The sequence below is a fragment of the Variovorax sp. PBS-H4 genome (assembly GCF_901827205.1).
Classification (GTDB): domain Bacteria; phylum Pseudomonadota; class Gammaproteobacteria; order Burkholderiales; family Burkholderiaceae_C; genus Variovorax.
In genome coordinates, this window is record NZ_LR594675.1 from 452,976 (window position 1) to 479,863 (window position 26,888).

A 26,888-nucleotide genomic window follows, 5' to 3' on the forward strand; every position below is an offset into this window, starting at 1 on the left:
CAACCAGATTCAATTTTTATCGGAGCAGATGATGGCTCAAGAAGCAGCAGTTCAAGGCAAGATCGTTCAATGTATCGGTGCCGTTGTGGACGTGGAGTTCCCGCGTGACCGCATGCCCAAGGTGTACGACGCCCTGAAGTACGAAGAAGGCGGCCTGACGCTGGAAGTGCAGCAGCAGCTCGGCGACGGCGTGGTGCGCACCATTGCGCTGGGCTCGTCCGACGGCCTGCGCCGCGGCATCGTGGTCACCAACACCGGCGCGCCCATCACGGTGCCGGTCGGCAAGGCCACCCTCGGCCGCATCATGGACGTGCTCGGCCGCCCGATCGACGAACGCGGCGAGGTGAGCCAGGAGCTCACCGCTTCCATCCACCGCAAGGCCCCCGTCTACGACGAACTGTCGCCCTCGCAGGACTTGCTGGAAACCGGCATCAAGGTGATCGACCTGGTGTGCCCGTTCGCCAAGGGCGGCAAGGTGGGCCTGTTCGGCGGCGCCGGCGTGGGCAAGACCGTCAACATGATGGAGCTCATCAACAACATCGCCAAGGCGCATTCGGGCCTGTCGGTGTTCGCCGGCGTCGGTGAGCGCACCCGCGAGGGCAACGACTTCTATCATGAGATGGCGGAGTCGGGCGTGGTCAACCTCGAGAACCTTCCCGAGTCGAAAGTGGCCATGGTCTACGGCCAGATGAACGAGCCCCCGGGCAACCGCCTGCGCGTGGCGCTGACCGGCTTGACCATTGCCGAGTCGTTCCGCGACGAAGGCCGCGACGTGCTCTTCTTCGTAGACAACATCTACCGCTACACGCTCGCCGGAACCGAAGTGTCCGCGCTGCTGGGCCGCATGCCTTCCGCCGTGGGCTACCAGCCGACGCTGGCCGAGGAAATGGGCCGCCTGCAGGAGCGCATCACCTCCACCAAGGTGGGCTCGATCACTTCGATCCAGGCCGTGTACGTGCCGGCGGACGACTTGACCGACCCGTCGCCCGCGACCACCTTCGCCCACCTGGATTCCACCGTGGTGCTGTCGCGCGACATTGCCTCGCTGGGCATCTACCCCGCCGTGGATCCGCTGGACTCGACGTCGCGCCAGCTCGACCCGCACGTGGTCGGCGAGGAGCATTACAACGTGGCTCGCGCCGTGCAGGGCACGCTGCAGCGCTACAAGGAACTGCGCGACATCATCGCCATCCTGGGCATGGACGAACTGGCGCCCGACGACAAGCTGGCCGTGGCTCGCGCCCGCAAGATCCAGCGCTTCCTGTCGCAGCCTTTCCACGTGGCCGAGGTGTTCACCGGCTCGCCGGGCAAGTACGTGCCGCTCGCCGAGACCATCCGTGGTTTCAAGATGATCGTGAACGGCGAAGCCGACCACCTGCCGGAGCAGGCTTTCTACATGGTGGGCAGCATCGACGAGGCCTTCGAGAAGGCCAAGAAGGTCGCGTAAAGCGGCTGTTTAGGAATCCAGATGGCAAACACGATTCACGTCGACGTGGTCAGCGCCGAAGAGTCCATCTTCTCTGGCGAGGCCAAGTTTGTCGCGCTGCCAGGTGAAGCGGGCGAGCTCGGCATCTACCCGCGCCACACGCCGCTGATCACGCGCATTCGTCCCGGCGCTGTGCGCATCGAGACGGCAGACGGCGGCGAGGAGTTCGTCTTCGTGGCCGGCGGCATTCTGGAAGTGCAGCCCAACACCGTCACCGTTCTGTCCGACACCGCCATCCGCGGGAAGGACCTCGATGAAGAGAAGGCCAACAAGTCCAAGGCTGCCGCCGAGGAAGCGCTGAAGAAGGCCAAGAGTGATATCGACATCGCGATGGCCCAGTCGGAGCTGGCGGTGATGGCCGCCCAGATCGCCGCGCTGCGCAAGTACCGCCAGAAGAAGTAGGCGGGCCTGCGCCTTGCACCAACAAGCCGCCTTCGGGCGGCTTTTTTGTCGATGAAGGCATTCATGAGTCGCACGGCCGCACGGCCGCCCGGAGGCTCGCCGCCTCCTCTCCGAGCTTGACAACCCGACTTCGATCCATATTCGTCCGAAGTTCAATCTTGTTCGGCTGAAGCACTGCGCCTAGTATTCGGATCGCCGGAGGCAGCCGCACTGCGCCGGACGGCAACGAACAACAACGGAGACGACGCGCTTGGCACCCTGGAGCGGCCTCACTGCCGACGAGATGGCGCTGCTGGAAACGACCTTCTGGTCGGCCGGCGGCTCTCGCCATGCCATGGCCGAGCGGTTGGGCTTTTCCAAGAGCAAGGCCAATGCGCTGATCGCCGGACTGGTCGAGCAGGGGCTGTTGGCCGAGGCCGGCCTGCAGCGCTCCTCGGGCGGGCGCCGTGCCGAGAACCTGCAGCTGAATGAAGGCCTCGGCGTGCTCGTCGGCGTGGACATCGGCGCCACCAGCCTCGATGTCGCCGTGCTGCGGCCCGACCTGAGCGTGCTGGCCCAGCACGGCGAGCCCGCCGACGTGCGGGAAGGCCCCGGCGTCGTGCTGGCGCGCGTCCGCGCGCTGATGCGCGAGCTGCTGGGCGGCTGCGGCTTCGGACCAAAGCAGGTGATCGGCATCGGCATCGGCGTGCCCGGCCCGGTGAATTTCGAGGTCGGCCAACTCGTGAACCCGCCGTTGATGCCCGCCTGGGACAGCTTCTCGATCCGCGACTACCTCCGCGAGGACTACGCTGCGCCAGTATTCGTCGACAACGACGTGAACCTCATGGCGCTCGGCGAGCTCTGGCGCCTGAAGCGCTCGCTCTCCGACTTCCTTGTCATCAAGGTCGGTACCGGAATCGGCTGCGGCATCGTCTGCCACGGCGAGGTGTACCGCGGCGCGGCGGGCTCGGCCGGGGACGTGGGCCACATCTGCGTCGACCAGGAAGGGCCGCTGTGTCATTGCGGCAACCTGGGCTGCGTCGAGGCGATGGCCGCCGGCCCGGCCATCACCCGCATGGCGGTACAGGCGGCGGAAGCGGGCGAGAGCCGCGCGCTGGCCGAGAGGCTGCGCGCACAGGGCCGCATCGACGCAGTCGACGTAGGCCAGGCCAGTCGTGCCGGGGATGCCGCCGCCAATGCGATCGTGCAGCGCGCCGGGCAACTGATCGGGCAGATGCTGGCCTCGATCGTCAACTTCTTCAATCCGTCGCACGTGTTCATCGGCGGCGGCATCACCCGCATCGGGCCGCTGTTCCTGGCTGCGCTGCGCCAGAGCGTCTACCAGCGCTCCCTGGCCCTGTCGACGCGCCATTTGGAAATCCAGTACACGCCGCTGGGTGCACAGGCCGGGCTGGTGGGCGCCGGCGTGCTCGCAATGCACGAGACGCTCAAGGCCCGGGGGGTCGCGCCATGAGCGCCGCCCGCGTCGCCGTCGAATTCGACAATGTCGTCAAGGCCTTCGGGCCGGTGCAAGTGCTGCACGGCGTGAGCTTTTCGCTGGCGCCTGGCCGCGTCTATGGCCTGCTTGGCGAGAACGGTGCCGGCAAGTCCACGCTGATGAAGATCCTGGCCGGCTACGAGCCGATCACCGGCGGTGCGGTACGCGTCAACGGCGAGGCGCAGGCTTTCGCGAGCTCACGCGAGGCCGAGGCGCTGGGCATCGTGCTGATCCACCAGGAGTTCAACCTGGCCGAGGACTTGAGCGTGGCGCAGAACATATTTCTGGGCCACGAAAAAAAGCAGGGCTTCCTGCTCGACGACGCCGCGATGGACCGCGATGCCGCGGCCGCACTCGCGCAGGTCGGCCTGAAGGTCGACCCCCGCACCAAGGTGCGCCGCCTGATCGTGGCCGAGAAGCAACTGGTCGAGATCGCCAAGGCGGTCTCGCGCCATGCCCGCCTGCTCGTGATGGATGAGCCCACCGCCACGCTCACGCCCGGCGAGACCGAGCGGCTGTTCCGCCTCATAGCGCAACTGCGCGATGACGGCGTGACCATCGTCTACATCTCGCACAAGCTCGACGAGGTCGAGCGCGTCACCGACGAGGTGATCGTGATGCGCGACGGCCGCTTCGTCACGCGCGCCCCCACTGCCGAGCTCACGCGTCACCAGATGGCGAACCTGATGGTGGGCCGCGAACTGGCCGACCTCTACCCGCCACGCGACCCCGTCGTCGCGCACCCGGTGCCGGCCATGCAGGTGCGCGATTTCAGCGTCCCCGGCTGGGCCGACAAGGCCAGCTTCGAAGTGCGCCCTGGCGAGATCCTGGGCTTCGCCGGCCTGGTCGGCGCCGGCCGCACGGAGCTCTTCGAAGGACTGCTCGGCCTGCGGCCCTCGAGCGGTGGCAGCGTCGAGATCGGCGGCAAGTCCGTTCAGCTGCGCAATCCACGCGACGCTGCCCGGCACGGCCTCACCTATCTCAGCGAGGACCGCAAGGGCAAGGGCCTGCACGTTCACCTGGGCCTGCGCCAGAACCTCACGCTGATGGCGCTGGAGCGCTATGCCCAGCCCTGGCTCAAGACGGAGGCCGAACGCAGCGCATTGGCCGCGGCAGTGAAGGACTTCGGCATTCGCACCGGCGATCTGGAGGCGCGCGCCTCCTCGCTCTCGGGCGGCAACCAGCAGAAGCTCGCACTGGCCAAGGTGCTCCAGCCGAAGCCGAAGGTGGTGGTGCTCGACGAACCCACGCGCGGCGTCGACGTCGGCGCCAAGCGGGACATCTACTTCCTGATCCAGCGGCTCGCTCGCGAGGGGCTGGCCGTGATCGTCGTCTCTTCCGAACTGATGGAGCTGATCGGCCTGTGCCACCGCGTCGCGGTGATGCGCGCCGGCCGGCTCGTCGCCACGCTGGACGCGAGCCAATTGACCGAAGAGGAACTCATCGCCCATGCCACCGGAACCGCAGCAAGCCACGCCTGAAGCCGCGGGCGCCATGCACCGCAGCGAAACCCGGCCTCGCTGGACCGAGCGCCTGCACGGCCTCGGCCCGGTCATCGGCCTGGTCCTGCTTTGCATCGCCGGCACCTTGCTCAACGGCGACTTCGCCACTGTCGACAACGCCATGAACGTGCTCACCCGCACCGCCTTCATCGGCATCATCGCAGTGGGCATGTGCTTCGTGATCATCTCGGGCGGCATCGATCTCTCGGTGGGCTCGATGGCCGCGCTGATCGCGGGCTGCGTGATCATGTTCATCAACGCGATGGGGCCGGCACTCGGCTCTCCGCTGCTGGCGGTCATCATGGGTGCAGTGCTCGCGGTGGTGCTGGGCGCGGTCTTCGGACTGGCGCACGGCCTGCTGATCACGAAGGGGCGCATCGAGCCCTTCATCGTGACGCTCGGCACGCTGGGCATCTTCCGCGCCTATCTCACCTACTTCGCGGACGGCGGCGCGCTCACGCTGGACAACGATCTGTCCGACCTCTACGCCCCGGTCTACTACGCGAGCCTGCTGGGCATCCCGGTGCCGGTGTGGGTGTTCCTGGTCGTCGCGGTGATCGGCGGCGTGATCCTCAACCGCACGGCCTATGGCCGCTACGTACAGGCCATCGGCTCGAACGAGCAGGTCGCGCGCTACGCTGCCGTGGGTGTCGACGGCGTGAAGATCCTTACCTACGTGCTGCTGGGCGTTTGCGTGGGCATCGCCACGCTGCTCTACGTGCCGCGGCTGGGCTCGGCCTCGCCCACCACCGGCCTGCTGTGGGAGCTGGAGGCGATCGCCGCGGTGATCGTCGGCGGAACCGCGCTCAAGGGCGGTGCCGGCAGCATTACCGGCACCGTCATCGGCGCGATCCTGCTTTCGGTCATCAGCAACATCCTCAACCTCACCAGCATCATCAGCGTGTACCTCAATGCCGCGGTGCAGGGCTTCGTGATCATCGTGGTCGCTTTCCTCCAGCGCGGGCGCCGCTAGCAGGGTCGTTGCCGAGAGCTCGAAGCATCAGGAATCCAAAGAGTTTTCAGACGACGTTTTTTCAACAAGGAGACAGCAAATGAATCCCATCACCCGACGCCTGGCACTCACCGCGGTCGCCACTGCATTGGCCGCAGGTCCGGCCCTGGCGGCCGAGAAAGTCAATCTCGGCGTTTCGATCCCGGCCGCGACGCACAGCTTCATGGGCGGCATCAACTACTGGGCCAACCAGGCGAAGAAGGACCTGGAGAAAGAACACAAGGACCTCAAAATCACCATCAAGACGGCGGCAAACGCGCCCGAGCAGGCCAACCAGCTGCAGGACCTCTCGACAGTGACCAAGATCAATGCGCTGGTGATCTTCCCCTTCGAATCCGCCGCACTCACCAAGCCGGTCGCCCAGGTGAAGGCCAAGGGAACCTATGTCACGGTGGTCGACCGCGGCCTGACCGACACCAGCGCGCAGGACGCCTACGTGGCCGGCGACAACACCGCCTTCGGCAAGATCCCGGCCGAGTACATCGCCAAGAAGCTCAACGGCAAGGGCGACATCGTGGCGCTGCGCGGCATTGCCACCACGCTGGACAACGAGCGCATGGACGCCTTCAACGGCGTGCTGAAGAACTACCCCGACATCAAGCTGCTCGACGCCAAGTACGCCAACTGGAACAGGGACGACGCCTTCAAGGTCACGCAGGACTACCTGACGCGCTTCAAGAAGATCGACGCCATCTGGGCGGCCGACGACGACATGGCCGTCGGTGTGCTCAAGGCGATCGAGCAGGCCAAGCGCGACGATATCAAGGTCATCTTCGGCGGCGCGGGTGCCAAGGGCATGGTCAAGACCGTGCTTGACGGCAAGGACCCACGCATCCAGGCCGACGTCAGCTACTCGCCCAAGTTCATCTACGACGCCATCAAGCTCACGGCCGAGGCGCGCCTCAAGGGCGAGAAGCTGCCCGCGACGACGATCATTCCGTCGGTGCTGATCACCAAGGAAAACGCCAAGGACTTCTACCACCCGAACTCGCCGTTCTGAGCTTGTCGAATCACGGGTACCGGATGACCCAGACCCCTTCACGCAAGCTGCGCTATGCCATGGTCGGCGGCGGGCGCGATGCCTTCATCGGTGCGGTGCACCGCAAGGCCATCGCGCTCGACGGTCAAGCCGAACTGGTCGCCGGCGCCCTGTCGTCCAGCCCCGAGAAGGCGAAGGCTTCCGGGCGCGAGCTCTGGCTGGCCGACGATCGCAATCACGGCGACTGGCGAGCGCTGCTGGACGACGAATTGAAGCGCCCCCACGAAGAGCGCGTCGACTTCGTTTCCATTGTCACGCCCAACCATCTGCACTTTCCGGTGGCGCAGGCCTTTGTCGAGGCCGGCTTCCATGTGGTGTGCGACAAGCCGCTGGTGCACACCGGCGCGCAGGCCGATGCGCTGGTGGCGGCCGTGGCTCGGCAGGGCACGGTGTTTGCCGTGACCTACAACTACACCGGCTACCCCATGGTGCGCGAGGCGCGCGAGATGGTCCTCGGCGGGCGGCTCGGCGAGATCCGCAAGGTGGTCGTCGAATACAACCAGGGCTGGCTCGCGAGCCAGCTCGAGAAGGAAGGCAACAAGCAGGCCGCCTGGCGCAGCGATCCCGCGAAGAGCGGCGCGGCCGGTGCCATCGGCGACATCGGCTCGCATGCCGAAAACCTGGTTGCTACCGTGACGGGGCTCGAGATCGAAAGCCTCTGTGCCGACCTGAGCGCGCTGGTGCCGGGCCGCCCCCTGGACGACGACGGCAGTGTGCTGCTGCGCTTCCGCGGCGGCGCGCGCGGCGTGCTGATTGCCTCGCAAGTCAACACCGGATTGGAGAACGACCTGCGCCTTCGCGTCTCCGGCACCCAGGGCACGCTGGTCTGGCGGCAGGAGCAGCCGAGCGAACTGCTGCACCTGCCGCACGACGGACCGCGGCGCGTACTCACGCGCGGCTCGCCGTGGCTGGGCGAACCGGCGCGGCGCGCAAGCCGCCTGCCCAGCGGTCACCCGGAGGGCTTCATCGAGGCCTTCGCCAATCTGTATGCCGGCGTCGTGGCCGACGTGCGGGCGCGGCTCGCCGGCCGGCAGGCGGACGCACTGGAGTCCGACTACCCGCGTGTGGAGGACGGCGCTCGCGGCGTGCGCTTCATCGAGCGCGTGGTGGCGTCGAGCCGCAGCGAGCAGAAGTGGACGGCGTGGTGAAGGCGCTGCCGGCCCGGGCGCGCCTCAGCTTGCCGCGCGCCGCTGCCCCTGGGTGATCTTGCCCTGCTTCACCGCCCATACCCTGCCGTCGGGCGTGCCCACGAACATGGGCTCGCGCGCCCACAGGCTCCAGAAGACATGGGCGTCCGTCGGGATGTTGTCCAGGACGTGCGTGACGTACAGGCCGGCCGCTCGGCGATCCTGCCGCAAAGTCAGGCAGCTGCGCGTGAAGGCGCGTTGCGCGATCACCGATGCGCCCTCGGTGATCACGCGGTAGGTGCCGCCCAGCGGAACGGTTTGGTTTCCGCTGGCCACGGGCAGCAGGTAGACCACCCATCGGTGGGGGACCTGGCTCGCATCGGCCGGCAGGACCACTGTGTTGTATTGCTCGGCACAGGGCTGGAACCCGGACCCGACCGCCAGCTCGCGGGCGGCAGCCGCGCCTGCTTCGAACGGTGACAGGGGCGAGGGCTGGTCGAGCGTGGTGAGCTCCCGGACCTTGTCATCTTCGGTCGATACGGCCACGCGGTAGAGCGCGGCCGGCCGCCGGTCGACGAAGGTCACGGTGATCAGGCCGTCGTGCTCTTCGGTGATCCATCCCCGCACGCGCGTGTCGTTGCGAAAGGCAGGCGTCTTGAGCACAGCGTCGGTGGCCGTGGCGATGGCGCGCTCATGCTGGAACACCGCCTTGCCCATCACTTCGGCGCTCTGCACTGCAGCGGCTTCCTGGTCCGGCGGCAGGGTAGGCAAGGGCTGCTCGGCTTCGTCCGCGCGGGCGGCGAGGCAAGCCAGCGCGAGGGCCAATACGAGGAAGAGGCGCATCATGTCCCGGCAATCGAAAGCAGCGGATGCTATCGACGGCAGTCCCAAGTCACGCAGCGCGAAGACATTTCGCGAGAGTTGCGGGACGTTCCGCGTGAACGAGTCCTCACGCGGCGCGTGAGATCAAGGGTGCGCAGCGCGTTCCAGCAGCCGTGCCAGCCGCGCGAGCGCCGCCTCGGCAGAAGACTCGATCGCCGTCGAACAGGCCAGCATCAGGTTCAGGCACTGGCCCAGCCCCTCCACCATCACGCCGCTGTCGCGCTCCCGCAGGACGCCGGCCGCATCGGGGGCGCAGGGCCGCGCCGCACCCACGCGGCTGGCGTAGGTGCCCTTCGGCACGCCATAGACCACCACCGGCTTGCCGAGTGCCACCGCAAAGCCGATCTCGAACACGGTGCCCGAGTCCGGCTCGAGGCCGCGGAAGTCCATCAGATTGGCGATCACGCCGTCGGCTTGCCGGATGAGTGCGATGTTGCCTTCGTAGATGCGGCGCGCGCGCTCGTCGTCACTGCCCGTGGCGCCGGCGTCCAGACCACCGTCCGAGGGCTCGATCCCCTCCAGGCCGAGGCGCTCACATGCGGCCTTCAGGTTCCGGTAGATCCGCTCGCAGTCGCGAAAGAAGATGTCCGGGCCGGCAAGGTAGACGCGAGGCCGGGGAGGTCGGGGCTGGTGCATGGTCGAGTTCGTCGTCGCCCGGTCTTCACGGGCGAGGCTCGCATTGTCCGGCACACACAGGCCGGCCGCACGTTTGCCGCGGTTCGTAGGTCCGGTCCCACAGCAGTAACGTCCTTGCGCTGCCGGCCCATTGCCGCGGGCGAAATCAGCATTCGGTATCCGCACGTGGTCGCTGCTGCACCCGCGGGGCGCACGGACGGTGCTTTGTAGTGAAGGGGAGATGTATGGACGCAGAGAACATGCAAGCCCTGTGGGTCGCGGGGATCATCCTGGTCCTTGCCCTGGTCGTTTTGGCTGCCTATCTGTTCCACCGAAGACGACAGTCCGACCAACTGGCGGCGCGCTTCGGCGACGAGTACGAACTCGCCCTCAAGCAGCATGGCAGCCGTGCAAAGGCAGAAGCCGATCTCCGCCAGCGCGCGGCGCGGGTCGGGCAGCTGCACATCGTTGCGCTGGCACCGGGCGAGGCGGCGCGCTTCAGCAGCGCGTGGAACAGGGTGCAAGCCGAGTTCGTCGACAACCCGACCGGCGCTGTAACGCAGGCAGACCAGTTGGTGCGCGAGCTGATGCAGAAGCGCGGCTATCCGATGGGCGACTTCGAGCGCCGCGCGGCCGACATTTCGGTGGACCACCCGGCCGTGGTGAGGAACTACCGCGCGGCGCAAGCCATCCACGCGCGCACCCTCAGCGGCGAGGTCGAGACCGAGGAGCTGCGCAAGGCAGTGGTGCACTACCGTGCGCTGTTCGATGAATTGCTGGAGGTCCGCGTGGAGGACCCGCAGCGGAGCATGCCGGCCAGGCCGGTGGAGGCACGATCATGATTTTCGATACCAGGCGTAGTGAGCGGAACGAGAGGAACGAGCGCGAAGTTGCGGCGCGCGCATTGCAAAGCCGGCAAGTCGATGCCGGCATTGCGCCGGACGACCTCGAGCGGCCGGTTGCACAACAGCCGCAACAGCAGCACGACCCGCAGCAGTTGCAGGCCACGCAGGCTTCGCAGGTGGTGGAGCAGCAACGGCAGCCACAGCAGCCGCGCATGGCGCAGCCTGATGGCGCCGACGAATCCCTGGCCCCGCTCTTCACGCCCGAGGCGGCGCGGGATTTCCGTGCCAGCTGGGACGCCGTACAGATCGGCTTTGTCGACGACCCGCAACGGGCGGTGCGCCAGGCCGACGAGCTGGTCCGGCAGATGCTGCAGAACCTCTCGCAGACCTTCTCCGACGAGCGCGCCGGATTGGACGCGCGCGACGCCCAGGTGGCCGATGCCGCCTCGACGGAAAAGTTGCGCGTCGCGCTGCGTCGCTACCGCGCCTTCATGCAGCGGCTGCTCTCGTTGTGAGCGGAGATCCCTTCAACCTGCGACGAAAAGGAGTGCGACATGAATGATTCCCAGAAGCCCAAGAGCCCCGACATCCAGGGCGAGGGCAATTACGAGGCCACGCGGCGCTACGACAAGGCGACGACAGACTTCGTGAAATCGGGCAAGGTCGACCAGGCGGCGCGCGATGCGAGCCCGAAGAGCGAGGCCGAAGCCGAAGCGATGCGCAAAGCCGAGCAGGAAGGCAAGTCGCACGCGAAGGGCGAGGACCCCGCGTTGCGCAAGGGCGGCGCTTCGAACAAGGGCGGCGCTTCGAACAAGGGCGACGCCTCGAAATGAGGCGGGGCCGTGCGCGGAAGGGCCGGGCGGCCGTGTGCGGGGCGGCATCCGCCGCCTGAGGCCACAATCCGGCCATGACCGAGCACGAGTTCCTCAATCCCTACACCCACGGCTTCGCGCGGCTGGCTGTCGCGGTGCCGCGCAACCGGGTGGCCGACCCGGTGTTCAATACCGCCGAAACCCTGCGCCTGTACCGCCAGGCCGCGGCCGACGGCGCTGTCCTGGTGGCCTTCCCGGAGCTGGGGCTCTCGGCCTACACCTGCGACGACCTGTTCCACCAGGCTGCGCTGCTCGATGCCTGCGAGCGCGCCCTGATGGAGGTGGCCGAAGCGTCGCGCGGCATCGGCGCGGTCGCGGTCGTGGGTCTGCCGCTGCGGGTGGACCACCGGCTCTTCAACTGCGCCGCGGTCGTCGCCGGGGGGCGGGTGCTGGGTGTGCTGCCGAAGACCTACCTGCCGAACTACGGTGAGTTCTACGAGGCGCGCCAGTTCAATGGCGCCGACACGGCCCTGGCCACGGAGCTGGTGCTCGGCGGCCAGCGCATCCCCTTCGGCAGCGACCTGCTGTTCCAGTCGCGCCAGATGCCGCTCTTCAAGCTGCATGTCGAGATCTGCGAGGACGTCTGGGTGCCCATCCCGCCGTCCAGCTACGCGGCGCTCGCGGGCGCCACGGTGCTGGTGAATCTGTCGGCCTCCAACATCACGATCGGCAAGTCGGACTACCGGCACCGCCTGGTCAGCCTGCAATCGGCACGCTGCCTGGCGGCCTACCTCTACACCTCGGCGGGCATCGGCGAATCGACGACCGACCTCGCATGGGACGGCCAGGCCCTGATCTACGAAAGCGGCGACCTGCTGGCCGAGAGCGAGCGCTTCAGCAACAGCTCGCACATCGTCGCAGCCGACGTGGACCTGGAGCGCGTGTCGCGCGAACGCATGCGGCAGAACAGCTTCGGCACTTCGGTGCACAAGCACAAAGAGGCGCTCGCGGGCTGGCGCACCGTCGAGTTCGAACTGCCCGTCCCGGCGCAGGTGCCGCACGGCCTGCTGCGCCAGGTGGCGCGCTTTCCGTACGTGCCCTCGGACGCTGCAACCCGCGATGCGCGCTGCAGCGAGGTCTTCAACATCCAGGTGCAGTCCCTGGTGCAGCGCATCGAGGCGGCGCGCATCGACAAGCTGGTGATCGGCGTCTCCGGCGGGCTCGACTCCACCCATGCGCTGCTGGTGTGCGCGCAGGCCATGGACCGGCTGGGCAAGCCGCGTTCCGACATCCTCGGCTTCACCATGCCCGGATTCGCGACCACCGGCCGCACGCTCGCGCAGGCGCACCGGCTGATGGCCAGCATCGGCTGCACGGCGCGCGAGATCGACATCCGTCCCAGCTGCCGCCAGATGCTGGAGGATCTGGGCCATCCTTTCGCGCATGGCGAGCCGCAGTACGACATCGCTTTCGAGAACGTGCAGGCCGGCGAGCGCACCAGCCACCTGTTCCGGCTTGCCAACTTCCACCAGGGCATCGTGGTGGGCACGGGCGACCTCAGCGAGCTCGCGCTCGGCTGGTGCACCTATGGCGTGGGTGACCACATGTCGCACTACAACGTGAACGCGAGCGTTCCCAAGACACTCATCAAGCACCTGGTGCATTGGGTCGAGACCACGAAGCTGCTGGGTGACGAGGGCAGTGGGGTGCTGCGCGACATCCTCGAGACCGAGGTCAGCCCGGAGCTGATCCCGACGGCGGATGCGCCTGCGGCGGGCGAGGGCGCCGAAGCCCAGCCGGGCCAGCGCACGGAGGACACCATCGGTCCCTACGAGCTGCAGGACTTCCACCTGTACTACACGCTGCGCTATGGCTTCAGGCCGAGCAAGGTCGCCTTCCTGGCCCACGCTGCCTGGAGCGACCGCACCCGCGGACGCTGGCCCGACGAGCTGCAGAAGGAACGCAACGAGTACGGGCTGGCCGACATCAAGCGTCACCTCGGCACGTTCCTCTACCGCTTCTTCAAGACGAGCCAGTTCAAGCGCTCCTGCGTGCCGAACTCGCCCAAGGTCGGCTCGGGCGGCTCGCTGTCGCCGCGAGGCGATTGGCGCGCGCCCAGCGATTCGGAAGCCGAGGTCTGGCTGGAAGACCTGAAGCGTGTGCCGGTGCCCTGAAGGAGATGGGGCTGCTGCTGGCGTATCACTGGAGTACCTTCGCCTTCGGCCGCGGTGCCATTCGCCTTCGGAGCGGCCGGTCGGCTACGGTTCTTGCACCGCCGCCGTGCGCAGCGTGATCGAATAGCGCAGCGACTGGACCGGCGTCACGCGGTGCTGCCAGCGCCACCGCGCAGGCCCACGCATGCGATAGATCGAACGCGGCTCCACCACCAGGTCGATGTGCGGGCTCGGGCGGCCTTGCGGATCTCTGGCCGGCGGATAGGGCCTGAACTGCATCAGGCCCGCTCCCAGCAGCGAGATGCCCACGACCTGCTCGAATTCCGGCACGTCGCGGTGCCAGCCCAGCGGCGTGCCGGGGCGGTATTCGGCCACCAGCACGTGCACCAGCATCTCGGGCGCCACCTTCATCCACCGTGCCACCTTGTCGCGCAACGGCACCAGCTGGGGTGGGAGGTCCGGCGAAGGCCGCAGCCGGTTGGCGTCGAAGTCGTAGTGGCCGCCGAAGCTGATGCCGCGGCGCCGCGCCGTGTAGTCCTTGTAGCGCATCTCTTCGAGCGGCAGGGCCTGCACGATGCGAAGCAGCTCGCGCTCCTCGCCGGTGTCGAGAAAGCCCGCTTCATAGCGCCATCCCTCGATCAGGACGGCCGGCGTTTCACCAAAGAGCGCGGACTGCGCGGGATGCGTCGCGGCCATGCGTCTCCTGGGCGTCGGGCGGGGTCTTCACAAGCTTCACTCCTGCGTCATGTGCCTGGTCGGAGGTTCACGGTAGGAGCGCCGGCTGCGCCCGGGTGTAGGAGATCGACTCTCGGGCCTGCGCGCCAAGCCGAACTGCCCAGTCTTGTGAAGGCGATGGCGCGGATGATCGGCGAAGCCCGGGCATCGCGGGCGCGACGCGGGCCTACACGCGCGCCGTCGGCGGCGGGGCTAGCATGACTGCCCCATGCCACTCGAAGACCTCGTCACCGCGCGCCCCGAAGGCCTGTACTGCCCGCCCGGCGACTTCTACATCGACCCGTGGCGGCCGGTGGACCGCGCCGTCATCACCCACGCGCATTCCGACCACGCGCGCGTGGGCCATGGCCATTACCTCGCGCACGAGGACAGCGCCGGCACCCTTCGCGCACGGCTGGGCGACATCACGCTGCAGACGCTTCCCTACGGTACGGCGATCGACCATCGCGGCGTGCGCCTGTCATTGCATCCGGCCGGCCACGTGCTGGGCTCGGCACAGGTGCGGCTCGAGCACGCCGGCCGCGTGTGGGTCGCCTCCGGCGACTACAAGACGGAGGCCGACGGCACCTGCACGCCGTTCGAGCCGGTGCGCTGCGACACCTTCATCACCGAATCCACCTTCGGCCTGCCGATCTACCGGTGGCCCGCGCAGCCCGCGCTCTTCGCGGAGATCGACGGCTGGTGGCGCGCCAACGCGAAGCACGGGCGGGCCTCGGTGCTGCTGTGCTATGCCTTCGGCAAGGCGCAGCGCATCCTGCACGGCGTCGACGCAAGCATCGGGCCGATCGTGGTGCATGGCGCCGTGGAGCCATTGAACGCGGTCTACCGCGCTGCGGGGGTCGCGCTGCCTCCCACGCTGCGCGTCACGGACCCGGGGGTGGACGCGGCACTGCTCAAGCGCGCGCTGGTGCTGGCGCCGCCATCGGCCGCCGGGACGCCGTGGATGCGGCGCTTCGGCCAGTACTCGGATGCCTTCGCCAGCGGCTGGATGCAGCTGCGCGGTACGCGAAGGCGGCGCGGCGTGGACCGTGGCTTCGTCATGTCCGACCACGCGGATTGGCCGGGCCTGCAGCAGGCCATCGCGGGCACCGGGGCCGAGCAGGTGTTCGTGACGCATGGGAACGTGGCGGTCATGGTGCGCTGGCTGTGCGAGAACGGCTTGGATGCGAAGGGCTTCAAGACCGAGTACGGCGATGAGGACATGGAGGAAGGCGCGGGCACAGAAAGCCCCCATTCCGGCCCTTCCCCGGAGGGTGAAGGAGAAACATCCGAAGGCGCGGAAGGAGAAACCCTCGAGCCATGAAGCAGTTCGCCGCGCTGTACCGCGACCTCGATGCGAGCACCTCCAACCTCGTGAAGCAGGCGGCGCTGCAGCGCTACCTCCAGGCCGCCGAACCCGCGGACGCCGCCTGGGCTGTGTACTTCCTGGCGGGCGGACGGCCGCGGCAGCTGGTGCCGACCAAGTTGCTGCGGCTGCTGGCGCAGCAGGCTGCCGGCCTGCCCGAGTGGCTGTTCGACGAGAGCTACGAGGCCGTGGGCGACCTGGGCGAGACGCTCTCGCTGTTGCTGCCGCCGCCTACCGAGGCGCACGACCTGGGCCTTGCCACCTGGATCGAGCAGCACCTGCTGCCCCTGCGCGGGATGCCGCCCGAGCCGCTCGCCGACGCGCTGCGCGCCCAGTGGCGCCAGTTGGCGCCCGAGGAACGCCTCGTCTACTTCAAGCTCATCACGGGCGCTTTCCGCGTCGGCGTCTCGCGCCTGCAGGTCACGCAGGTGCTGGCGGCGATGAGCGGGCTCGACACCAAGCGCGTCGCGCAGCGGCTCATGGGCTACACCCACATCACGGGCCGACCGGGCGCGGCCGATTTCGCCGCGCTGATCGCTCCGGAGAGCGGGAACGAGCAGGACCGTCAGTCCAGCGGGCAGCCCTATCCGTTCTTCCTCGCGCATCCGTTCGCACTGCCGCTCGACCAGTTCGATGCGGTGCTGGGCCCCCCGTCGCAGTGGCTCGTCGAGTGGAAGTGGGACGGCATCCGCGCGCAGCTGGTGCGGCGCGCCGGCCAGGTGTGCCTGTGGTCGCGCGGCGAGGAGCTGGTGACGGACCGCTTTCCCGAGCTGGCCGAGATGGGCCGGGTCCTGCCTGACGGCACCGTGCTCGACGGCGAGGTGGTCGTCTGGCGCGACGATCGCGTGCAGCCCTTTGCCGAGCTGCAGAAGCGCATCGGCCGCAAGACGCTGACCCCCAAGCTGCTGCGCGAGATTCCCGCGGTGCTGCTGGCCTACGACCTGCTCGAATGGGAAGGTCGCGACCTGCGGGCGCTGCCCCAGCACGAGCGGCGTGTGCTGCTCGACAACCTCATCGCGACCGCGCAGCACCCGTCGCTGATCGCGAGCCCGATGCTGCACGGCGAGAGCTGGCAGGAGCTCGCCCGCCAGCGCGAATCGGCGCGCGCCATGGGGGTCGAAGGCATGATGCTCAAGCAGCGCCACGCGGCGTACGGCGTCGGCCGCACCAAGGACGTGGGCCTGTGGTGGAAGTGGAAGATCGATCCGCTCTCGGTCGACGCCGTGCTGGTCTATGCGCAGCGCGGGCATGGACGGCGCGCGAGCCTCTACAGCGACTACACCTTCGCGGTGTGGGACGCGCCGCCGGAGGTGGAAGGCCGCAAGCTCGTGCCCTTTGCCAAAGCCTATTCGGGCCTGAGCGACGCCGAGATGCGGCGCGTGGACGCCATCGTCCGGCGCACCACCATCGAGAGCTTCGGGCCGGTGAGGAGCGTGACGCCCACGCTGGTCTTCGAGCTCGGTTTCGAGGGCATCGCGCGCAGCGCGCGGCACAAGAGCGGCATCGCGGTGCGCTTCCCCCGGATGCTGCGCTGGCGCGAGGACAAGCCGGTGGAGGAGGCGGATACCTTGCAGACACTGGCAGCGCTGTTGCCTCAACCGGCATCGACATCGCCATGAGCAAGAGCACCCCGGTCTTTCTCCCTCACCTTCCGGGGGAGGGCAGGGGTGGGGGCACGCGGGAAGGAGCAACAGCGTGAGCCGTCTCGATGACTGGTTCGCGTCGCGTGGCTGGGAAGCCTTCGACTTTCAACGCCGCGTCTGGCAAGCCCTCGCCGAAGGCCGCTCCGGCCTGCTCCACGCCACCACGGGCGCCGGCAAGACCTACGCCGTCTGGCTCGGCGCGCTGCAGGCCTTCGCGGTGAAGAACGCGGGCAGGGCGCCGCCGCCGCTCACCGTGCTGTGGCTGACGCCGATGCGCGCCCTGGCCGCCGACACCTTGCGCGCGTTGCAGCAGGCCCTCGATGCCCTGCAGCCCGCGTGGAGCGCAGCCGCGCGCAGCGGCGACACCTCCTCGGCCGAGCGCAGCGCGCAGAACCTGCGCCTGCCGACCGTGCTGGTCACCACGCCCGAGAGCCTCGCTCTCCAGCTCGCGCGCGCCGATGCCAGGACGCTGCTGGGGTCGCTGCGCCTGGTGGTGGTCGACGAATGGCACGAGCTCATGGGCAACAAGCGCGGCGTGCAGGTGCAGCTCGCGCTGGCACGGCTGCGCCGCTGGAACGCCGGGCTCTGCATCTGGGGCATGTCGGCCACGCTCGGCAATCTGCAGGAGGCCATGCGCACGCTGCTGGCCGGCGGTGACGGTGTGCTGGTGCAGGGCGAGGTGCCCAAGCAGTTGCTCATCGACTCGCTGCTGCCTGGACGCGCCGAGCGATTTCCGTGGGGCGGGCATCTGGGGCTCACCATGCTGCCGCAAGTCGTCGAAGAGATCGCCGAGAGCGCGAGCACGCTGGTGTTCACCAACACGCGCTCCCAGTCCGAGATCTGGTATCAGGCCATTCTCGAGGCGCGGCCCGAGTGGGCCGGGCAGATCGCGCTGCATCACGGCTCGCTCGACCGCGCGGTACGCGAGTGGGTGGAGCTGGGCCTGAAGTCCGGCGCGCTCAAGGCGGTGGTATGCACCTCGAGCCTGGACCTCGGCGTGGACTTCCTTCCGGTCCAGCGCGTGCTGCAGATCGGCTCCGCCAAAGGCGTGGCGCGGCTGTTGCAGCGCGCGGGCCGCTCGGGCCACGCGCCGGGGCGGCCCTCGCGCATCACGCTCGTGCCGACGCACAGCATCGAGATCGTCGAAGGCGCCGCCGCACGCGAAGCGGTGGCGCAGGGCCGCATCGAGGAGCGCCGATCGCCCGCGCAGCCGCTGGATGTGCTGGTACAGCACCTGGTGACGGTGGCACTCGGCGGGGGCTTCGTGCCCGACGATCTCTATGCGGAGGTGCGCACCACCGTGGCCTACGCCGGGCTGTCCCGCGAGAGCTGGCAGTGGTGCCTGGACTTCGTGGCGCAGGGCGGGCCTTCGCTTGCGGCCTACCCCGACTACCGCCGCGCGGTGCCCGACGCCGAGGGCGTCTGGCGCGTGCCCGATACACGCCTGGCGCGCCGGCATCGCATGAACATCGGCACCATCGTCAGCGATGCGAGCATGGCCGTGCAGTACCTGCGGGGCGCCCGGATCGGCAGCGTCGAGGAGAGCTTCATCGCCCGCATGAAGCCGGGCGACTGCTTCCTCTTCGGCGGCCGGTTGCTGGAGCTGGTGCGGGTGCACGACATGACCGCCTGGGTGCGGCGCGCGAGCGGCCGCAAGCCCTCGGTGCCGCGCTGGAACGGCGGGCGCATGCCGCTGACCAGCACGCTGGCCGATGCCGTGGTGCGGCAACTGGCGCTGGCGAATGAGGGCCGCTACGAGACGCCCGAGTTGCAATGCGTGCGGCCGCTGCTCGAGATTCAGCAGCGTTGGTCGGCCCTGCCCACGCCGGACACCCTGCTGGCCGAGTTGCTGAAGACGCGAGAGGGTTGGCACCTGTTCCTTTACCCCTTTGCCGGGCGCCTGGTGCACCTGGGCTTGGCCAGCCTGCTTGCCTGGCGCGTCGCACGGCACCAGCCGCGCACCTTCTCGATCGCGGTGAACGACTATGGCTTCGAACTGCTCTGCGCGGCCGATCCGGATTGGGCGACGCTGCTGCCGCAGGTACTGGCGCCAGTGGACGAGACCGCGTTGCTGCACGAAGTGCTCGCCTCGCTCAACGCCACCGAGCTGGCGCGCCGGCGCTTTCGCGAAATCGCGCGCGTCTCGGGACTGATCTTCCAGGGCTATCCCGGCGAGCGGCGCAGCAGCCGGCAGCTGCAGGCCTCCTCCTCGCTGTTCTACGAGGTGTTCCGCAAGTACGACCCGGCCAACCGGCTGCTGCAGCAGGCCGAGGAGGAACTGCTCGCTCAGGAACTGGAGATCGGGCGGCTGCGCGCCGCCTTGGCGCGCATGGCTTCGCAGCAGCTCATCGTCCAGGCGCCGCAGCGGCCTACCCCCTTTGCGTTCCCGCTGATGGTGGAGCTGTTCCGCGAGAAGCTCTCGAACGAGGGCGCGGCCGAGCGTATTGCGCGCATGGTCGCGCAGCTGGAGCGGGCCGCCGGCGGCACGGCGGAGGCGGCCGACCCTGATCGCGTGCGCAGGACACTGGACTTCGAAAAACCGGTGGAGGATGCCCAGGGGACTGGCCAGGAAGCCGCGCCGCGCCGCAGTTCACGCGGGCGCGGAAAAGTCCCGCGAGGCCGACGGGCGGCGTGACAATTGGCAAGATTTTGCAGCGCGGCCATCTGGGAAACTCCAACGCGTGCATGCCGCTTCTTCCTCCTGCCGGCTCGACCTTGCCGGCGAATCCGTCGACCTGCTTCCAGAGCGCGCCCTCTGGTGGCCGGCTGCCGAAATGCTCTTCGTGGCCGATCTTCACCTGGGCAAGGCGGCGAGCTTCCGCGCACTGGGGCAACCGGTCCCGCACGGCACGACGGCGCAGAACCTTGCCCGGCTCGACCGCCTGCTCGAGCAGCACCAGCCGCGCGAACTCGTCGTGCTCGGCGATTTCCTGCATGACGCACTCGCGCGCACGCCGCAGCTGTTGCAGAGCCTCCAGGACTGGCGCGAACGGCACGCCGACCTTCGCTGCACGCTGGTGCGCGGCAACCACGACAGCCATGCGGGCGACCCGCCGGCGGCGCTGCGGTTCGAGAGCGTCGACGAGCCGTACCTGAGCGGCCCCTTCGCCGCCTGTCACCACCCCCGGCCCCATCCGACGCACTTCGTGCTCGGGGGCCATCTGCATCCGGTCTGCAAGCTGCGGGGCAGCGCGCGCGACAGCCTGCGCTTGCCCTGCTTCGTGCGCGAGCAAGGGCGCCTCGTCCTGCCCGCTTTCGGCGAGTTCACGGGGGGCTGGCTGATGGAGCCCATGCCCGGCCGGCATTTCTATGGCATCGGCGGCGAGGCCGTGTGGCCGTTGCCGATCTGAAACGCTCACTCATGGCACAACCGGCCCAGCCCCCCCGCCGCAACGACCTGCGCGAACACGCCGTCGAACTGATGATGCAGGCCGCTCCGCTGGCCGGCATGAGCCGCGCCGAAGCGGAAGTCGTGGTCGACGCCATGAAGCCGGTGCATGTGCTGGCCGACACGCTGCTGTTCGAGGAGGGTGACGCGGCCGACAGCGACTACCTGGTGCTCGTGCTCGAAGGTCAGTTGCGCGCTGTGAACAGCTCCGGCATTCCCGATGGCGAAGTCGTGATCACCGTGGTCGGTGCCGGAAGCCTGCTGGGCGAGATGGGGGTGATCGACGGCGGGCCTCGCTCCGCCAGCTGCACCGCGCTGACGGACGTCAAGCTCGGCGTGCTCCCGCGCGCTTCGCTGCTGGGCCTCGTCGAGAGTCATCCGATGGTGGCGGCCCGCATGATGCTGGGGATCTCCACGATCCTCGCCGGGCGCCTGCGCGAAGGCAACCGGCGCTTGCGCACCCTGTCGCAGGTGTCGCGCGCGTTGCAGCTCGAGCTGGACGCGGTCCATGCGGTCAACCGGCGGCTGTTGGAGGAGCAGGTCGGGCGCGGCGCCTGAGCCGTGCGGCCGCTCCGAAGGCCAACTGCACCGCAGCCGGATGCGGTGCCTGGATGAACAGCCCCGCGCGGCGCGGGCCAGCGCGATCTGGTCAGCCCGCTACACCACCACGACCGGCTCGTCGGGCAGCTCGTTGCGGTCGCGCTCTCCCTCGGCCAGCGGGAAGTGCGCCACCAGCAGCGCCGAGACTTCTTCCAGCGCCTGCGTGAGCCCGTCCTCGAAGCGCCCCTCGCGGAACGCGGAAGCCATCCGCTTGGCCATCGCGGTCCATTCTTCCGCGCTCACGTGGGCGTCGATGCCGCGGTCGGCCACGATCTCGATCGCATGCTCGGCCAGCAGCAGGTAGATCAGCACGCCGTTGTTTTCCGCGGTGTCCCACACGCGCAGCTTGCCGAACAGGGTGATCGCGCGCTCACGCGCCGGTGCGCCGCGCCGGATGTAGGACCACGGCAGCCCGGCCTCGATGCAGATCCGCACCTCGCCGCGGTGCCGGCGCTCGCTGGCCGCGACTCGCGCCGTCAACCGTTCCAGCGCATCGCGTGGCAGCGCACGCCGCACGTCCGCTGCGTCGGTCCAGCGGTGGCGCCACAGGCGCCGGAACGGAAAAAAGAAGGACTGCCTGGCCATTGCTACCAGTCTCCCGAGGCGCCGCCGCCACCGAAATTGCCGCCCCCGCCGGAGCTGAAACCGCCGCCTGACGAGGAGGACCCGCCGCCCCAGCCGCCACCCCCCAAGCCGCCGCCCAGCCCGCCGATGCCCGGCCCCCAGCCGCGGCCGCGCCGCCCGGCGCCCGAGCCGAAGGCGCTCGACAGCAGGGTGAAGAGCAGCGCTGCGAGCCCCGCCAGGACGGCGATCACCACGCTGGCGGTCAGCATCATCACCACCACGCCGGTCACGCCGCCCAGCGCCACCGGCCCCAGCACCTTGCCGAGGATCGCACGTGCGATCGGCGCACCGATCAGCACGCCGAAGAACAGGAAGATGGCCAGGTCGCCCCAATCGAAGCCGGGCTCCTCCTGCGCACCGCCGAAGTCGCCGCTCCTGGCGTCGACCTCCGGCAGCGGCTCGCCCTTGACGCGTGCGATCAGCTGGTCGGCCGCGGCGTCGAGTCCGCCCGCGAAATCGTTCTCGCGAAAGCGCGGCTTCATCGCGAAATCGATGATGCGTGCCGCCGCGATGTCGGGCACCGCTCCTTCGAGCGTCTTCGCGACCTCGATGCGCATCTTGCGGTCGTTCTTGGCGACGACGACGAGGATGCCGTCGCCGACCTCCTTGCGGCCGATCTTCCAGGCATTGCCCACGCGGTTGGCATAACTCGCGATGTCTTCGGGTGCCGTGGTCGGGACCATCAGCATCACGATCTGCGAGCCCTTCTGCTGCTCGAAGGCGGCCAGCTTGGCTTCGAGCGCCTGGCGCTGTGCGGCGTCCAGCGTGCCGGTCTGGTCGATCACGCGCGCGCCGAGCTGAGGCACCGGCAGCAGATCCTGGGCCTGCGCGCCCGCGAGCGCGAAGGCCAGGAGGAAGAGAGCTGCCAGCGCGCGCCGGATGCGGGCGGCCGTCATCGAGGCTTACTTCTTCGGCTGCTGCGGACCGAAATCGACCGTTGGCGGGGTGGAGATCTGGGCCTCGTTCTGCACGCTGAAGTTGGCCTTGGGGTCATAGCTGAAGATCTTGGCCGTGAGGTTGGTCGGGAAGCTGCGTGCCAGCACGTTGTACTCCTGCACCGTCTGGATGTAGCGGTTGCGCGCCACCGTGATGCGGTTTTCGGTTCCTTCCAGCGTCACGCGCAGGTCGCGAAAGGCCTGGTTGGCCTTCAGGTTGGGGTACTGCTCGGCGACCACCATCAGGCGCGACAAGGCGCTGGAGAGTTCGCCCTGCGCCTGCTGGAAGCGGTTGAAGGCCTCGGGGTTGTTGAGCGTCTCGGGCGTGACCTGGATCGACGTGGCCTTGGCGCGCGCCTCGATCACTTTCGTCAGCGTCTCCTGCTCGAAGTTGGCTTCGCCCTTGACGGTGGCCACGATGTTCGGCACGAGGTCGGCGCGGCGCTGGTACTGGTTGAGCACCTCGCTCCAGGCCGACTTGCTCGCCTCGTCGAGGCGCTGGAAGTCGTTGTAGCCGCAGCCTGCGAGCGACAGCGTCGCAAGGAGGATCAGGAGCCAGCGTTTCATGCTCACCATATTCGAAGCCCTCTTCGTCGTTCGTGCGAAAAGGCGAAGGTAGCATAGGCCGATGGCGGTCGATCCTCTCCAGGCCTTGCAGGCTGCAAACCGCAGGGCGCCGCCGCTGCGCCGGGACGAAGGCACGCTCCTGATCGCCGGTGCCACCGGGGCGCTGGGCCAGGAGCTGGTCCGGCGGCTTGCCGGCCGGCATCGCTTCGAGCACACGCGTGTGCTGGCGCGCGAACCCATTCGCGACGGACTGCGCGGCGTCGAGACCGTGCTGGCGCCGGGCCCCGATGTTGCACACTGGCCGCGCAGCGCGGCCGACGCTGCGCTGGTGCTGTTCGAGCCGCCGCGCCTCTACTACGACCGCGAACGCGCGCTGTGGACGCCCGAGCCGGCGCAGCTGCCCGCGCTCGCGGCATGGCTGAAGGCCTGCGGCGTGCGCACGCTGGCCGTTGTCCAGCCGCACGATCAGGGCCGGCTCCCGGAGGCACTCAAGCGTGGGCTGGCGAGCCTGGACGAAGAGGCGGTGGTGGCCCAGGGCTTCGAGCGTGTGATCATCGTGCGCACGGCGCGCAAGCCCACCGCGGCGCGCTTCGGCAATATCGGCGAGCGGCTGGCAGCCTGGATGCTGTCGATCGGACGCTTGATGGTGCCCGCCAGCGAGCAGCCGGTGCGCGCCGGCAAGGTGGCGGAGCTGGTCGACGTGGCGCTGCGCATCGCGCCGCCGGGTGTCCACGTGGCCGCGCCGGAGCTCGTGTGGCAGGCCGCCCAGGGCGAGCTGCAGGCGGTGGCCGAGGCCTGGCTGCTGGGCGGGCTCGGCGACGCCCGCAACGAAGAGGCGTGAACGAGCCACCGATGCCGGCCCCATTCCGGCCGCCTGATGCGCGGGCGACCGATGCGCTCGACCCGCCCGAGGCAAAATCGCCTCTTCCAGCCGCAGCCACCATGCCCAAGACCAAACCCAGTGCCGCCGCCGTGGCCGGCACGGCCGACGATATCGAGGCGTCCTTCTACGAGGCGCTGCAGCGGGGCGACATCGACGCGCTGATGGCCTGCTGGGCGGACGAGGACGAGGTGTTCTGCGTTCATCCCGGCGGCCCGCGCCTCGTGGGCGCCACTGCAATCCGCGCTGCCTTCGAGCAGATGTTCGCCAACGGCGCGATCCATGCCACGCCGGCCCACGTGCGCAGGGTGGAGTCGCTCGCGAGCGCCGTGCACAACGTGCTGGAGCGCATCGAGGTGCTGACGGCCGAGGGGCCGCGCCACGCCTTCGTGCTGGCCACCAACGTCTATCACAAGACCGCGCAGGGCTGGCGCATGGTGGCCCACCATGCGAGTCCGGGCATGGTGCATGCGCCCGACGAGGCGGACGAGATCCCGCAGGTCCTTCACTGATGCAATACGTCGCCCCGCGCTGGTTGCCTGGGGGCAACCTCCAGACCATCTGGCCCGCGCTCTGGGCTCGGCGGGTCGAGGCACCGCTGCCCGCTTACCGCCGCGAACGCTGGGCCACGCCGGACGGCGACTTCATCGACGTCGACTTTCTCGCGGCGCAAGGGCCCGCGCCGCGGCCGCTGCTGGTGCTCTTCCATGGGCTCGAGGGCTCCTCGAAGAGCCACTATGCCGAGGCCTTCGCGGCCCACGCAATGGCGCGCGGCTGGGACTACGCAGTGCCGCATTTCCGCGGCTGCAGCGGCGAGATCAATCTCGCGCCGCGGGCCTACCACTCCGGGGACTTCGAGGAGGTGGGCTGGATCCTCGGGCGCCTGCGCGAGCGGCAGGCCGGCCCCATGCTCGCGGCGGGTGTCTCCTTGGGCGGCAATGCGTTGTTGCGCTGGGTCGAGGAAGCCGGCTCGGAGGCCGCGAAAGTCGTGCGCGCGGTCGCATCGATCAGTGCCCCGCTGGACCTCGCGGCGGGCGGCGCCGCCATCGGCCAGGGTTTCAACCGCCTGGTCTACACGCGCATGTTCTTGGGCAGCATGAAGCCCAAGGCACTGGCCAAGCTGGCCCAGCATCCGGGCCTGTTCGACCGCGAGGCGTTGATGGCCGCAGCCGACCTGCATGCCTTCGACAACGTGTTCACCGCGCCGCTGCATGGCTTTCGCGACACCGACGACTACTGGCGCCGCGCCTCGGCCAAGCCGCACCTGGGCGCGATCCGCATTCCGGCGCTGGTCGTGAACGCGACCAACGATCCCTTCGTGCCGGCGGCCAGCCTGCCGCGTCCGGAGGAGGCGGGCCGCCATGTCACGCTCTGGCAGCCGGCCCATGGCGGCCATGTGGGCTTCCCGATGGGACCACCACCGGGCCACGTGCTCGGCATGCCGGAGCGCGTGGGCGACTGGCTCGCTCAGCACCTCTGACGCGGCTTCGTCCGATGGCGAAGCGGCGCCATCCGCGCCAGAATCCCTGCATGGACGACATCGTCAAACAAGCGCTCGCCAAGTGGCCCAACGTGCCGCACTGCTACGGCTGGCTCGGCCTCGACGCGCGCGGCAACTGGTACATGCGGGACGACCGCACGCAGGCCGCGGGGCCGTTCCCGGTCGCCAAGGGCTCGCTGCTGAAGCACGAAAAGCTGATCGACTTCATCCAGCGCAACTACGACCACGACGAGCGCGGCCAGTGGTTCTTCCAGAACGGGCCGCAGCGGGTCTATGTGGAACTCGAAGCCGCACCGTGGGTGTGGCGGGTCGGCGAGGACTTCAGCGTGCGATCACATGCCGGCGATCTGGTCGAGCCTTCGGCCAGCCTGGTCGACGAGCACGGGCGGCTCTACCTGGCCGCGCCGCTGGGGCTGGGCCTGGTGCACACGCAGGACATGGGGTTTGCGGCCGACGCGGTCGAGCAGGGGCGCTGGGTCCCTGAGAACGTGCGTGCCGCGGACCTGCCGGGCCGCTATGGGCATGTCATGAGCCCGGCCGCGGCCGCTGCGATGGCCCCCCCAGCGCACTGAGACGCCGAACACCGCATGCGAAAAAAAAGAGCCCGCGTACGGGCTCTTTTTTGTGAGCGATCCGAAGACCTGCTTTGCTTACTGCTTGGCGGGTTCGGAAGCCGGCGCCGCAGCCGCATTCGCAGCTGCGCCTTCCTGGGCACCGGCAGCGGCCGGCCGGTCGGGCACCGGGAACTTGGCGCCGCCGGCATTGGCCATGTAGACCACCGCACGGCCGATCTCGGTGTCCTCGAAGTCGCCACCGCCCTGGGGTGGCATGGCACCCTTGCCCTTGAGCGCGTGTTCCAGCAGGGTGTCGTAGCCCTGCCCGATGCGCGGGCCCCAGGCAGCGGCGTCGTTGAGGTGCGGGGCGCCCGGGATGCCGGGGGCGCCATGGCAGGCCACGCACTGTGCCTTGAACACCGCCTCGCCAGCTGCCAGCGGCCGGTTGGCGTCGCGGATCTCGATCGAGCCGACCTTCTTGAGGCGATCGGCAAGTTCGCGGTCGCGCTCCTGCTTGGTGACGCCATAGAGGGCCATGCCGGAGCCCTGTACCTCGCCCGAGGGATGGTTGGCGGAGGTCACATAGGAGACCAGGCCGACGATGATCAAGATCGGCGCGATGAAGGAGAAGAAGACTGCCAGCAGCAGTTGCTTGGGGTTCTTGATGGGGCCCGTGTGGGCATCTTCTGTGGCCTGGTAGTGCGCGTCGTCGCTCATTGGGTCCTCAGTGTGGGGGCTCGTCG

General features: G+C 68.8%; 27 protein-coding genes. 20 read left to right on the plus strand and 7 right to left on the minus strand.

Annotation, left to right across the window (positions count from 1 at the left end; translation table 11 throughout):
* Positions 1 to 31 precede the first annotated feature (31 nt).
* The 7 genes from atpD (at position 32) to E5CHR_RS02210 (ending at position 8,066) form a co-directional block, all read left to right on the plus strand.
* The gene (atpD, locus tag E5CHR_RS02180) at positions 32 to 1,447 is read left to right on the plus strand and encodes a F0F1 ATP synthase subunit beta (RefSeq protein WP_162578169.1); all 1,416 of its coding nucleotides are present in this window, start codon (positions 32 to 34) and stop codon (positions 1,445 to 1,447) included.
* A gap of 21 nt (positions 1,448 to 1,468) precedes the next feature.
* Positions 1,469 to 1,888, plus strand: a complete 420-nt coding sequence (locus E5CHR_RS02185; RefSeq protein WP_162578170.1) for a F0F1 ATP synthase subunit epsilon — start codon at positions 1,469 to 1,471, stop codon at positions 1,886 to 1,888.
* A gap of 283 nt (positions 1,889 to 2,171) precedes the next feature.
* Positions 2,172 to 3,341 (plus strand): ROK family protein, encoded by a 1,170-nt coding sequence (locus E5CHR_RS02190; RefSeq protein ID WP_162583521.1) that lies wholly within the window; start codon positions 2,172 to 2,174, stop codon positions 3,339 to 3,341.
* Entirely contained in the window at positions 3,338 to 4,846 is a 1,509-nt protein-coding gene (locus tag E5CHR_RS02195) for a sugar ABC transporter ATP-binding protein (protein ID WP_162578171.1), read from the plus strand. Before E5CHR_RS02190 ends, E5CHR_RS02195 begins: the two co-directional genes overlap by 4 nt.
* Complete coding sequence (locus E5CHR_RS02200) at positions 4,815 to 5,840, plus strand: ABC transporter permease (RefSeq protein ID WP_174255681.1); 1,026 nt, start codon at positions 4,815 to 4,817, stop codon at positions 5,838 to 5,840. Before E5CHR_RS02195 ends, E5CHR_RS02200 begins: the two co-directional genes overlap by 32 nt.
* A gap of 79 nt (positions 5,841 to 5,919) precedes the next feature.
* Positions 5,920 to 6,879, plus strand: coding sequence for a substrate-binding domain-containing protein (locus E5CHR_RS02205; protein ID WP_162578172.1), 960 nt, complete (start codon positions 5,920 to 5,922; stop codon positions 6,877 to 6,879).
* Positions 6,880 to 6,902: 23 nt separating this feature from the next.
* A complete protein-coding gene (locus E5CHR_RS02210; RefSeq protein WP_162578173.1) occupies positions 6,903 to 8,066 on the plus strand; it encodes a Gfo/Idh/MocA family protein in 1,164 nt (387 codons plus the stop codon).
* Positions 8,067 to 8,090: 24 nt separating this feature from the next.
* Here E5CHR_RS02210 and E5CHR_RS02215 read toward each other — a convergent pair whose 3' ends face one another.
* Both E5CHR_RS02215 and E5CHR_RS02220 read right to left on the minus strand, forming a co-directional pair.
* Complete coding sequence (locus tag E5CHR_RS02215) at positions 8,091 to 8,891, minus strand: hypothetical protein (RefSeq protein WP_162578174.1); 801 nt, start codon at positions 8,889 to 8,891, stop codon at positions 8,091 to 8,093.
* Positions 8,892 to 9,011: 120 nt separating this feature from the next.
* On the minus strand, positions 9,012 to 9,563 hold the full coding sequence (locus E5CHR_RS02220) for a nucleoside 2-deoxyribosyltransferase (RefSeq protein ID WP_162578175.1): 552 nt from the start codon (positions 9,561 to 9,563) through the stop codon (positions 9,012 to 9,014).
* Between the two features lie 224 nt (positions 9,564 to 9,787).
* Here E5CHR_RS02220 and E5CHR_RS02225 point away from each other — a divergent pair, with 224 nt between their 5' ends.
* The 4 genes from E5CHR_RS02225 to E5CHR_RS02240 all read left to right on the plus strand — a co-directional run bounded on the left by E5CHR_RS02225 (position 9,788) and on the right by E5CHR_RS02240 (position 13,373).
* Positions 9,788 to 10,384, plus strand: a complete 597-nt coding sequence (locus E5CHR_RS02225) for a hypothetical protein (RefSeq protein ID WP_197893831.1) — start codon at positions 9,788 to 9,790, stop codon at positions 10,382 to 10,384.
* A complete protein-coding gene (locus E5CHR_RS02230; protein WP_162578176.1) occupies positions 10,381 to 10,902 on the plus strand; it encodes a hypothetical protein in 522 nt (173 codons plus the stop codon). Before E5CHR_RS02225 ends, E5CHR_RS02230 begins: the two co-directional genes overlap by 4 nt.
* Before the next feature lie 39 nt (positions 10,903 to 10,941).
* Positions 10,942 to 11,220 (plus strand): hypothetical protein, encoded by a 279-nt coding sequence (locus tag E5CHR_RS02235; protein ID WP_197893832.1) that lies wholly within the window; start codon positions 10,942 to 10,944, stop codon positions 11,218 to 11,220.
* A gap of 74 nt (positions 11,221 to 11,294) precedes the next feature.
* Positions 11,295 to 13,373: an NAD(+) synthase gene (locus E5CHR_RS02240; protein WP_162578177.1), complete on the plus strand. Its 2,079-nt coding sequence runs from the start codon at positions 11,295 to 11,297 to the stop codon at positions 13,371 to 13,373.
* A gap of 84 nt (positions 13,374 to 13,457) precedes the next feature.
* On the opposite strand, the gene E5CHR_RS02245 is transcribed toward E5CHR_RS02240, so the two are convergent.
* Positions 13,458 to 14,069: an alpha-ketoglutarate-dependent dioxygenase AlkB gene (locus tag E5CHR_RS02245; protein WP_162578178.1), complete on the minus strand. Its 612-nt coding sequence runs from the start codon at positions 14,067 to 14,069 to the stop codon at positions 13,458 to 13,460.
* 247 nt (positions 14,070 to 14,316) lie between these two features.
* Between E5CHR_RS02245 and E5CHR_RS02250 the strand changes: the two genes are divergently transcribed.
* From E5CHR_RS02250 to E5CHR_RS02270, 5 genes are all read left to right on the plus strand, one after another.
* Positions 14,317 to 15,411 carry a ligase-associated DNA damage response exonuclease gene (locus tag E5CHR_RS02250; RefSeq protein ID WP_162578179.1) on the plus strand — a complete coding sequence of 365 codons (1,095 nt, stop codon included), beginning with the start codon at positions 14,317 to 14,319 and terminating at the stop codon, positions 15,409 to 15,411.
* Positions 15,408 to 17,072 (plus strand): ATP-dependent DNA ligase, encoded by a 1,665-nt coding sequence (locus tag E5CHR_RS02255; protein ID WP_162578180.1) that lies wholly within the window; start codon positions 15,408 to 15,410, stop codon positions 17,070 to 17,072. The genes E5CHR_RS02250 and E5CHR_RS02255 overlap by 4 nt, the downstream gene beginning before the upstream one ends.
* A 76-nt stretch (positions 17,073 to 17,148) precedes the next feature.
* Positions 17,149 to 19,731 carry a ligase-associated DNA damage response DEXH box helicase gene (locus E5CHR_RS02260; protein WP_162578181.1) on the plus strand — a complete coding sequence of 861 codons (2,583 nt, stop codon included), beginning with the start codon at positions 17,149 to 17,151 and terminating at the stop codon, positions 19,729 to 19,731.
* A gap of 46 nt (positions 19,732 to 19,777) precedes the next feature.
* Positions 19,778 to 20,446 carry a ligase-associated DNA damage response endonuclease PdeM gene (gene pdeM, locus E5CHR_RS02265; RefSeq protein WP_232061926.1) on the plus strand — a complete coding sequence of 223 codons (669 nt, stop codon included), beginning with the start codon at positions 19,778 to 19,780 and terminating at the stop codon, positions 20,444 to 20,446.
* A gap of 11 nt (positions 20,447 to 20,457) precedes the next feature.
* Positions 20,458 to 21,042 carry a Crp/Fnr family transcriptional regulator gene (locus E5CHR_RS02270; RefSeq protein ID WP_162578183.1) on the plus strand — a complete coding sequence of 195 codons (585 nt, stop codon included), beginning with the start codon at positions 20,458 to 20,460 and terminating at the stop codon, positions 21,040 to 21,042.
* Between the two features lie 99 nt (positions 21,043 to 21,141).
* Here E5CHR_RS02270 and E5CHR_RS02275 read toward each other — a convergent pair whose 3' ends face one another.
* The 3 genes from E5CHR_RS02275 to E5CHR_RS02285 are packed head-to-tail and all read right to left on the minus strand — an operon-like array spanning position 21,142 to position 23,219.
* A complete protein-coding gene (locus tag E5CHR_RS02275; RefSeq protein WP_162578184.1) occupies positions 21,142 to 21,669 on the minus strand; it encodes a TPM domain-containing protein in 528 nt (175 codons plus the stop codon).
* Between the two features lie 2 nt (positions 21,670 to 21,671).
* Positions 21,672 to 22,604 carry a TPM domain-containing protein gene (locus E5CHR_RS02280; protein ID WP_162578185.1) on the minus strand — a complete coding sequence of 311 codons (933 nt, stop codon included), beginning with the start codon at positions 22,602 to 22,604 and terminating at the stop codon, positions 21,672 to 21,674.
* 6 nt (positions 22,605 to 22,610) lie between these two features.
* A complete protein-coding gene (locus E5CHR_RS02285) occupies positions 22,611 to 23,219 on the minus strand; it encodes a LemA family protein (protein WP_443083055.1) in 609 nt (202 codons plus the stop codon).
* A 52-nt stretch (positions 23,220 to 23,271) separates the two neighbouring features.
* Between E5CHR_RS02285 and E5CHR_RS02290 the strand changes: the two genes are divergently transcribed.
* From E5CHR_RS02290 to E5CHR_RS02305, 4 genes are all read left to right on the plus strand, one after another.
* Positions 23,272 to 24,051, plus strand: coding sequence for a hypothetical protein (locus tag E5CHR_RS02290; protein WP_162578187.1), 780 nt, complete (start codon positions 23,272 to 23,274; stop codon positions 24,049 to 24,051).
* A 101-nt stretch (positions 24,052 to 24,152) separates the two neighbouring features.
* Positions 24,153 to 24,602: a YybH family protein gene (locus E5CHR_RS02295; protein WP_162583524.1), complete on the plus strand. Its 450-nt coding sequence runs from the start codon at positions 24,153 to 24,155 to the stop codon at positions 24,600 to 24,602.
* Positions 24,602 to 25,570: a YheT family hydrolase gene (locus E5CHR_RS02300; RefSeq protein ID WP_162578188.1), complete on the plus strand. Its 969-nt coding sequence runs from the start codon at positions 24,602 to 24,604 to the stop codon at positions 25,568 to 25,570. The genes E5CHR_RS02295 and E5CHR_RS02300 overlap by 1 nt, the downstream gene beginning before the upstream one ends.
* 50 nt (positions 25,571 to 25,620) lie before the next feature.
* On the plus strand, positions 25,621 to 26,163 hold the full coding sequence (locus E5CHR_RS02305) for a DUF2946 family protein (RefSeq protein WP_162578189.1): 543 nt from the start codon (positions 25,621 to 25,623) through the stop codon (positions 26,161 to 26,163).
* A 78-nt stretch (positions 26,164 to 26,241) separates the two neighbouring features.
* Here E5CHR_RS02305 and E5CHR_RS02310 read toward each other — a convergent pair whose 3' ends face one another.
* Positions 26,242 to 26,862: a c-type cytochrome gene (locus tag E5CHR_RS02310; RefSeq protein WP_162578190.1), complete on the minus strand. Its 621-nt coding sequence runs from the start codon at positions 26,860 to 26,862 to the stop codon at positions 26,242 to 26,244.
* Positions 26,863 to 26,888: the final 26 nt, after the last annotated feature.

Bases quoted from the DNA above. Each gene is read 5' to 3' on its own strand.
- E5CHR_RS02200 (WP_174255681.1), top strand. From the start codon at position 4,815: ATGCCACCGGAACCGCAGCAAGCCACGCCTGAAGCCGCGGGCGCCATG.
- E5CHR_RS02225 (WP_197893831.1), top strand. From the start codon at position 9,788: ATGGACGCAGAGAACATGCAAGCCCTGTGGGTCGCGGGGATCATCCTG.
- E5CHR_RS02290 (WP_162578187.1), top strand. From the start codon at position 23,272: ATGGCGGTCGATCCTCTCCAGGCCTTGCAGGCTGCAAACCGCAGGGCG.
- E5CHR_RS02300 (WP_162578188.1), top strand. From the start codon at position 24,602: ATGCAATACGTCGCCCCGCGCTGGTTGCCTGGGGGCAACCTCCAGACC.
- E5CHR_RS02185 (WP_162578170.1), top strand. From the start codon at position 1,469: ATGGCAAACACGATTCACGTCGACGTGGTCAGCGCCGAAGAGTCCATC.
- E5CHR_RS02205 (WP_162578172.1), top strand. From the start codon at position 5,920: ATGAATCCCATCACCCGACGCCTGGCACTCACCGCGGTCGCCACTGCA.
- E5CHR_RS02215 (WP_162578174.1), bottom strand. From the start codon at position 8,891: ATGATGCGCCTCTTCCTCGTATTGGCCCTCGCGCTGGCTTGCCTCGCC.
- E5CHR_RS02195 (WP_162578171.1), top strand. From the start codon at position 3,338: ATGAGCGCCGCCCGCGTCGCCGTCGAATTCGACAATGTCGTCAAGGCC.
- E5CHR_RS02190 (WP_162583521.1), top strand. From the start codon at position 2,172: ATGGCGCTGCTGGAAACGACCTTCTGGTCGGCCGGCGGCTCTCGCCAT.
- E5CHR_RS02255 (WP_162578180.1), top strand. From the start codon at position 15,408: ATGAAGCAGTTCGCCGCGCTGTACCGCGACCTCGATGCGAGCACCTCC.
- atpD (WP_162578169.1), top strand. From the start codon at position 32: ATGGCTCAAGAAGCAGCAGTTCAAGGCAAGATCGTTCAATGTATCGGT.
- E5CHR_RS02275 (WP_162578184.1), bottom strand. From the start codon at position 21,669: ATGGCCAGGCAGTCCTTCTTTTTTCCGTTCCGGCGCCTGTGGCGCCAC.
- E5CHR_RS02285 (WP_443083055.1), bottom strand. From the start codon at position 23,219: ATGGTGAGCATGAAACGCTGGCTCCTGATCCTCCTTGCGACGCTGTCG.
- E5CHR_RS02245 (WP_162578178.1), bottom strand. From the start codon at position 14,069: ATGGCCGCGACGCATCCCGCGCAGTCCGCGCTCTTTGGTGAAACGCCG.
- E5CHR_RS02305 (WP_162578189.1), top strand. From the start codon at position 25,621: ATGGACGACATCGTCAAACAAGCGCTCGCCAAGTGGCCCAACGTGCCG.
- E5CHR_RS02270 (WP_162578183.1), top strand. From the start codon at position 20,458: ATGGCACAACCGGCCCAGCCCCCCCGCCGCAACGACCTGCGCGAACAC.
- E5CHR_RS02235 (WP_197893832.1), top strand. From the start codon at position 10,942: ATGAATGATTCCCAGAAGCCCAAGAGCCCCGACATCCAGGGCGAGGGC.
- E5CHR_RS02250 (WP_162578179.1), top strand. From the start codon at position 14,317: ATGCCACTCGAAGACCTCGTCACCGCGCGCCCCGAAGGCCTGTACTGC.
- E5CHR_RS02295 (WP_162583524.1), top strand. From the start codon at position 24,153: ATGCCCAAGACCAAACCCAGTGCCGCCGCCGTGGCCGGCACGGCCGAC.
- E5CHR_RS02210 (WP_162578173.1), top strand. From the start codon at position 6,903: ATGACCCAGACCCCTTCACGCAAGCTGCGCTATGCCATGGTCGGCGGC.
- E5CHR_RS02280 (WP_162578185.1), bottom strand. From the start codon at position 22,604: ATGACGGCCGCCCGCATCCGGCGCGCGCTGGCAGCTCTCTTCCTCCTG.
- E5CHR_RS02230 (WP_162578176.1), top strand. From the start codon at position 10,381: ATGATTTTCGATACCAGGCGTAGTGAGCGGAACGAGAGGAACGAGCGC.
- E5CHR_RS02220 (WP_162578175.1), bottom strand. From the start codon at position 9,563: ATGCACCAGCCCCGACCTCCCCGGCCTCGCGTCTACCTTGCCGGCCCG.
- E5CHR_RS02240 (WP_162578177.1), top strand. From the start codon at position 11,295: ATGACCGAGCACGAGTTCCTCAATCCCTACACCCACGGCTTCGCGCGG.
- E5CHR_RS02310 (WP_162578190.1), bottom strand. From the start codon at position 26,862: ATGAGCGACGACGCGCACTACCAGGCCACAGAAGATGCCCACACGGGC.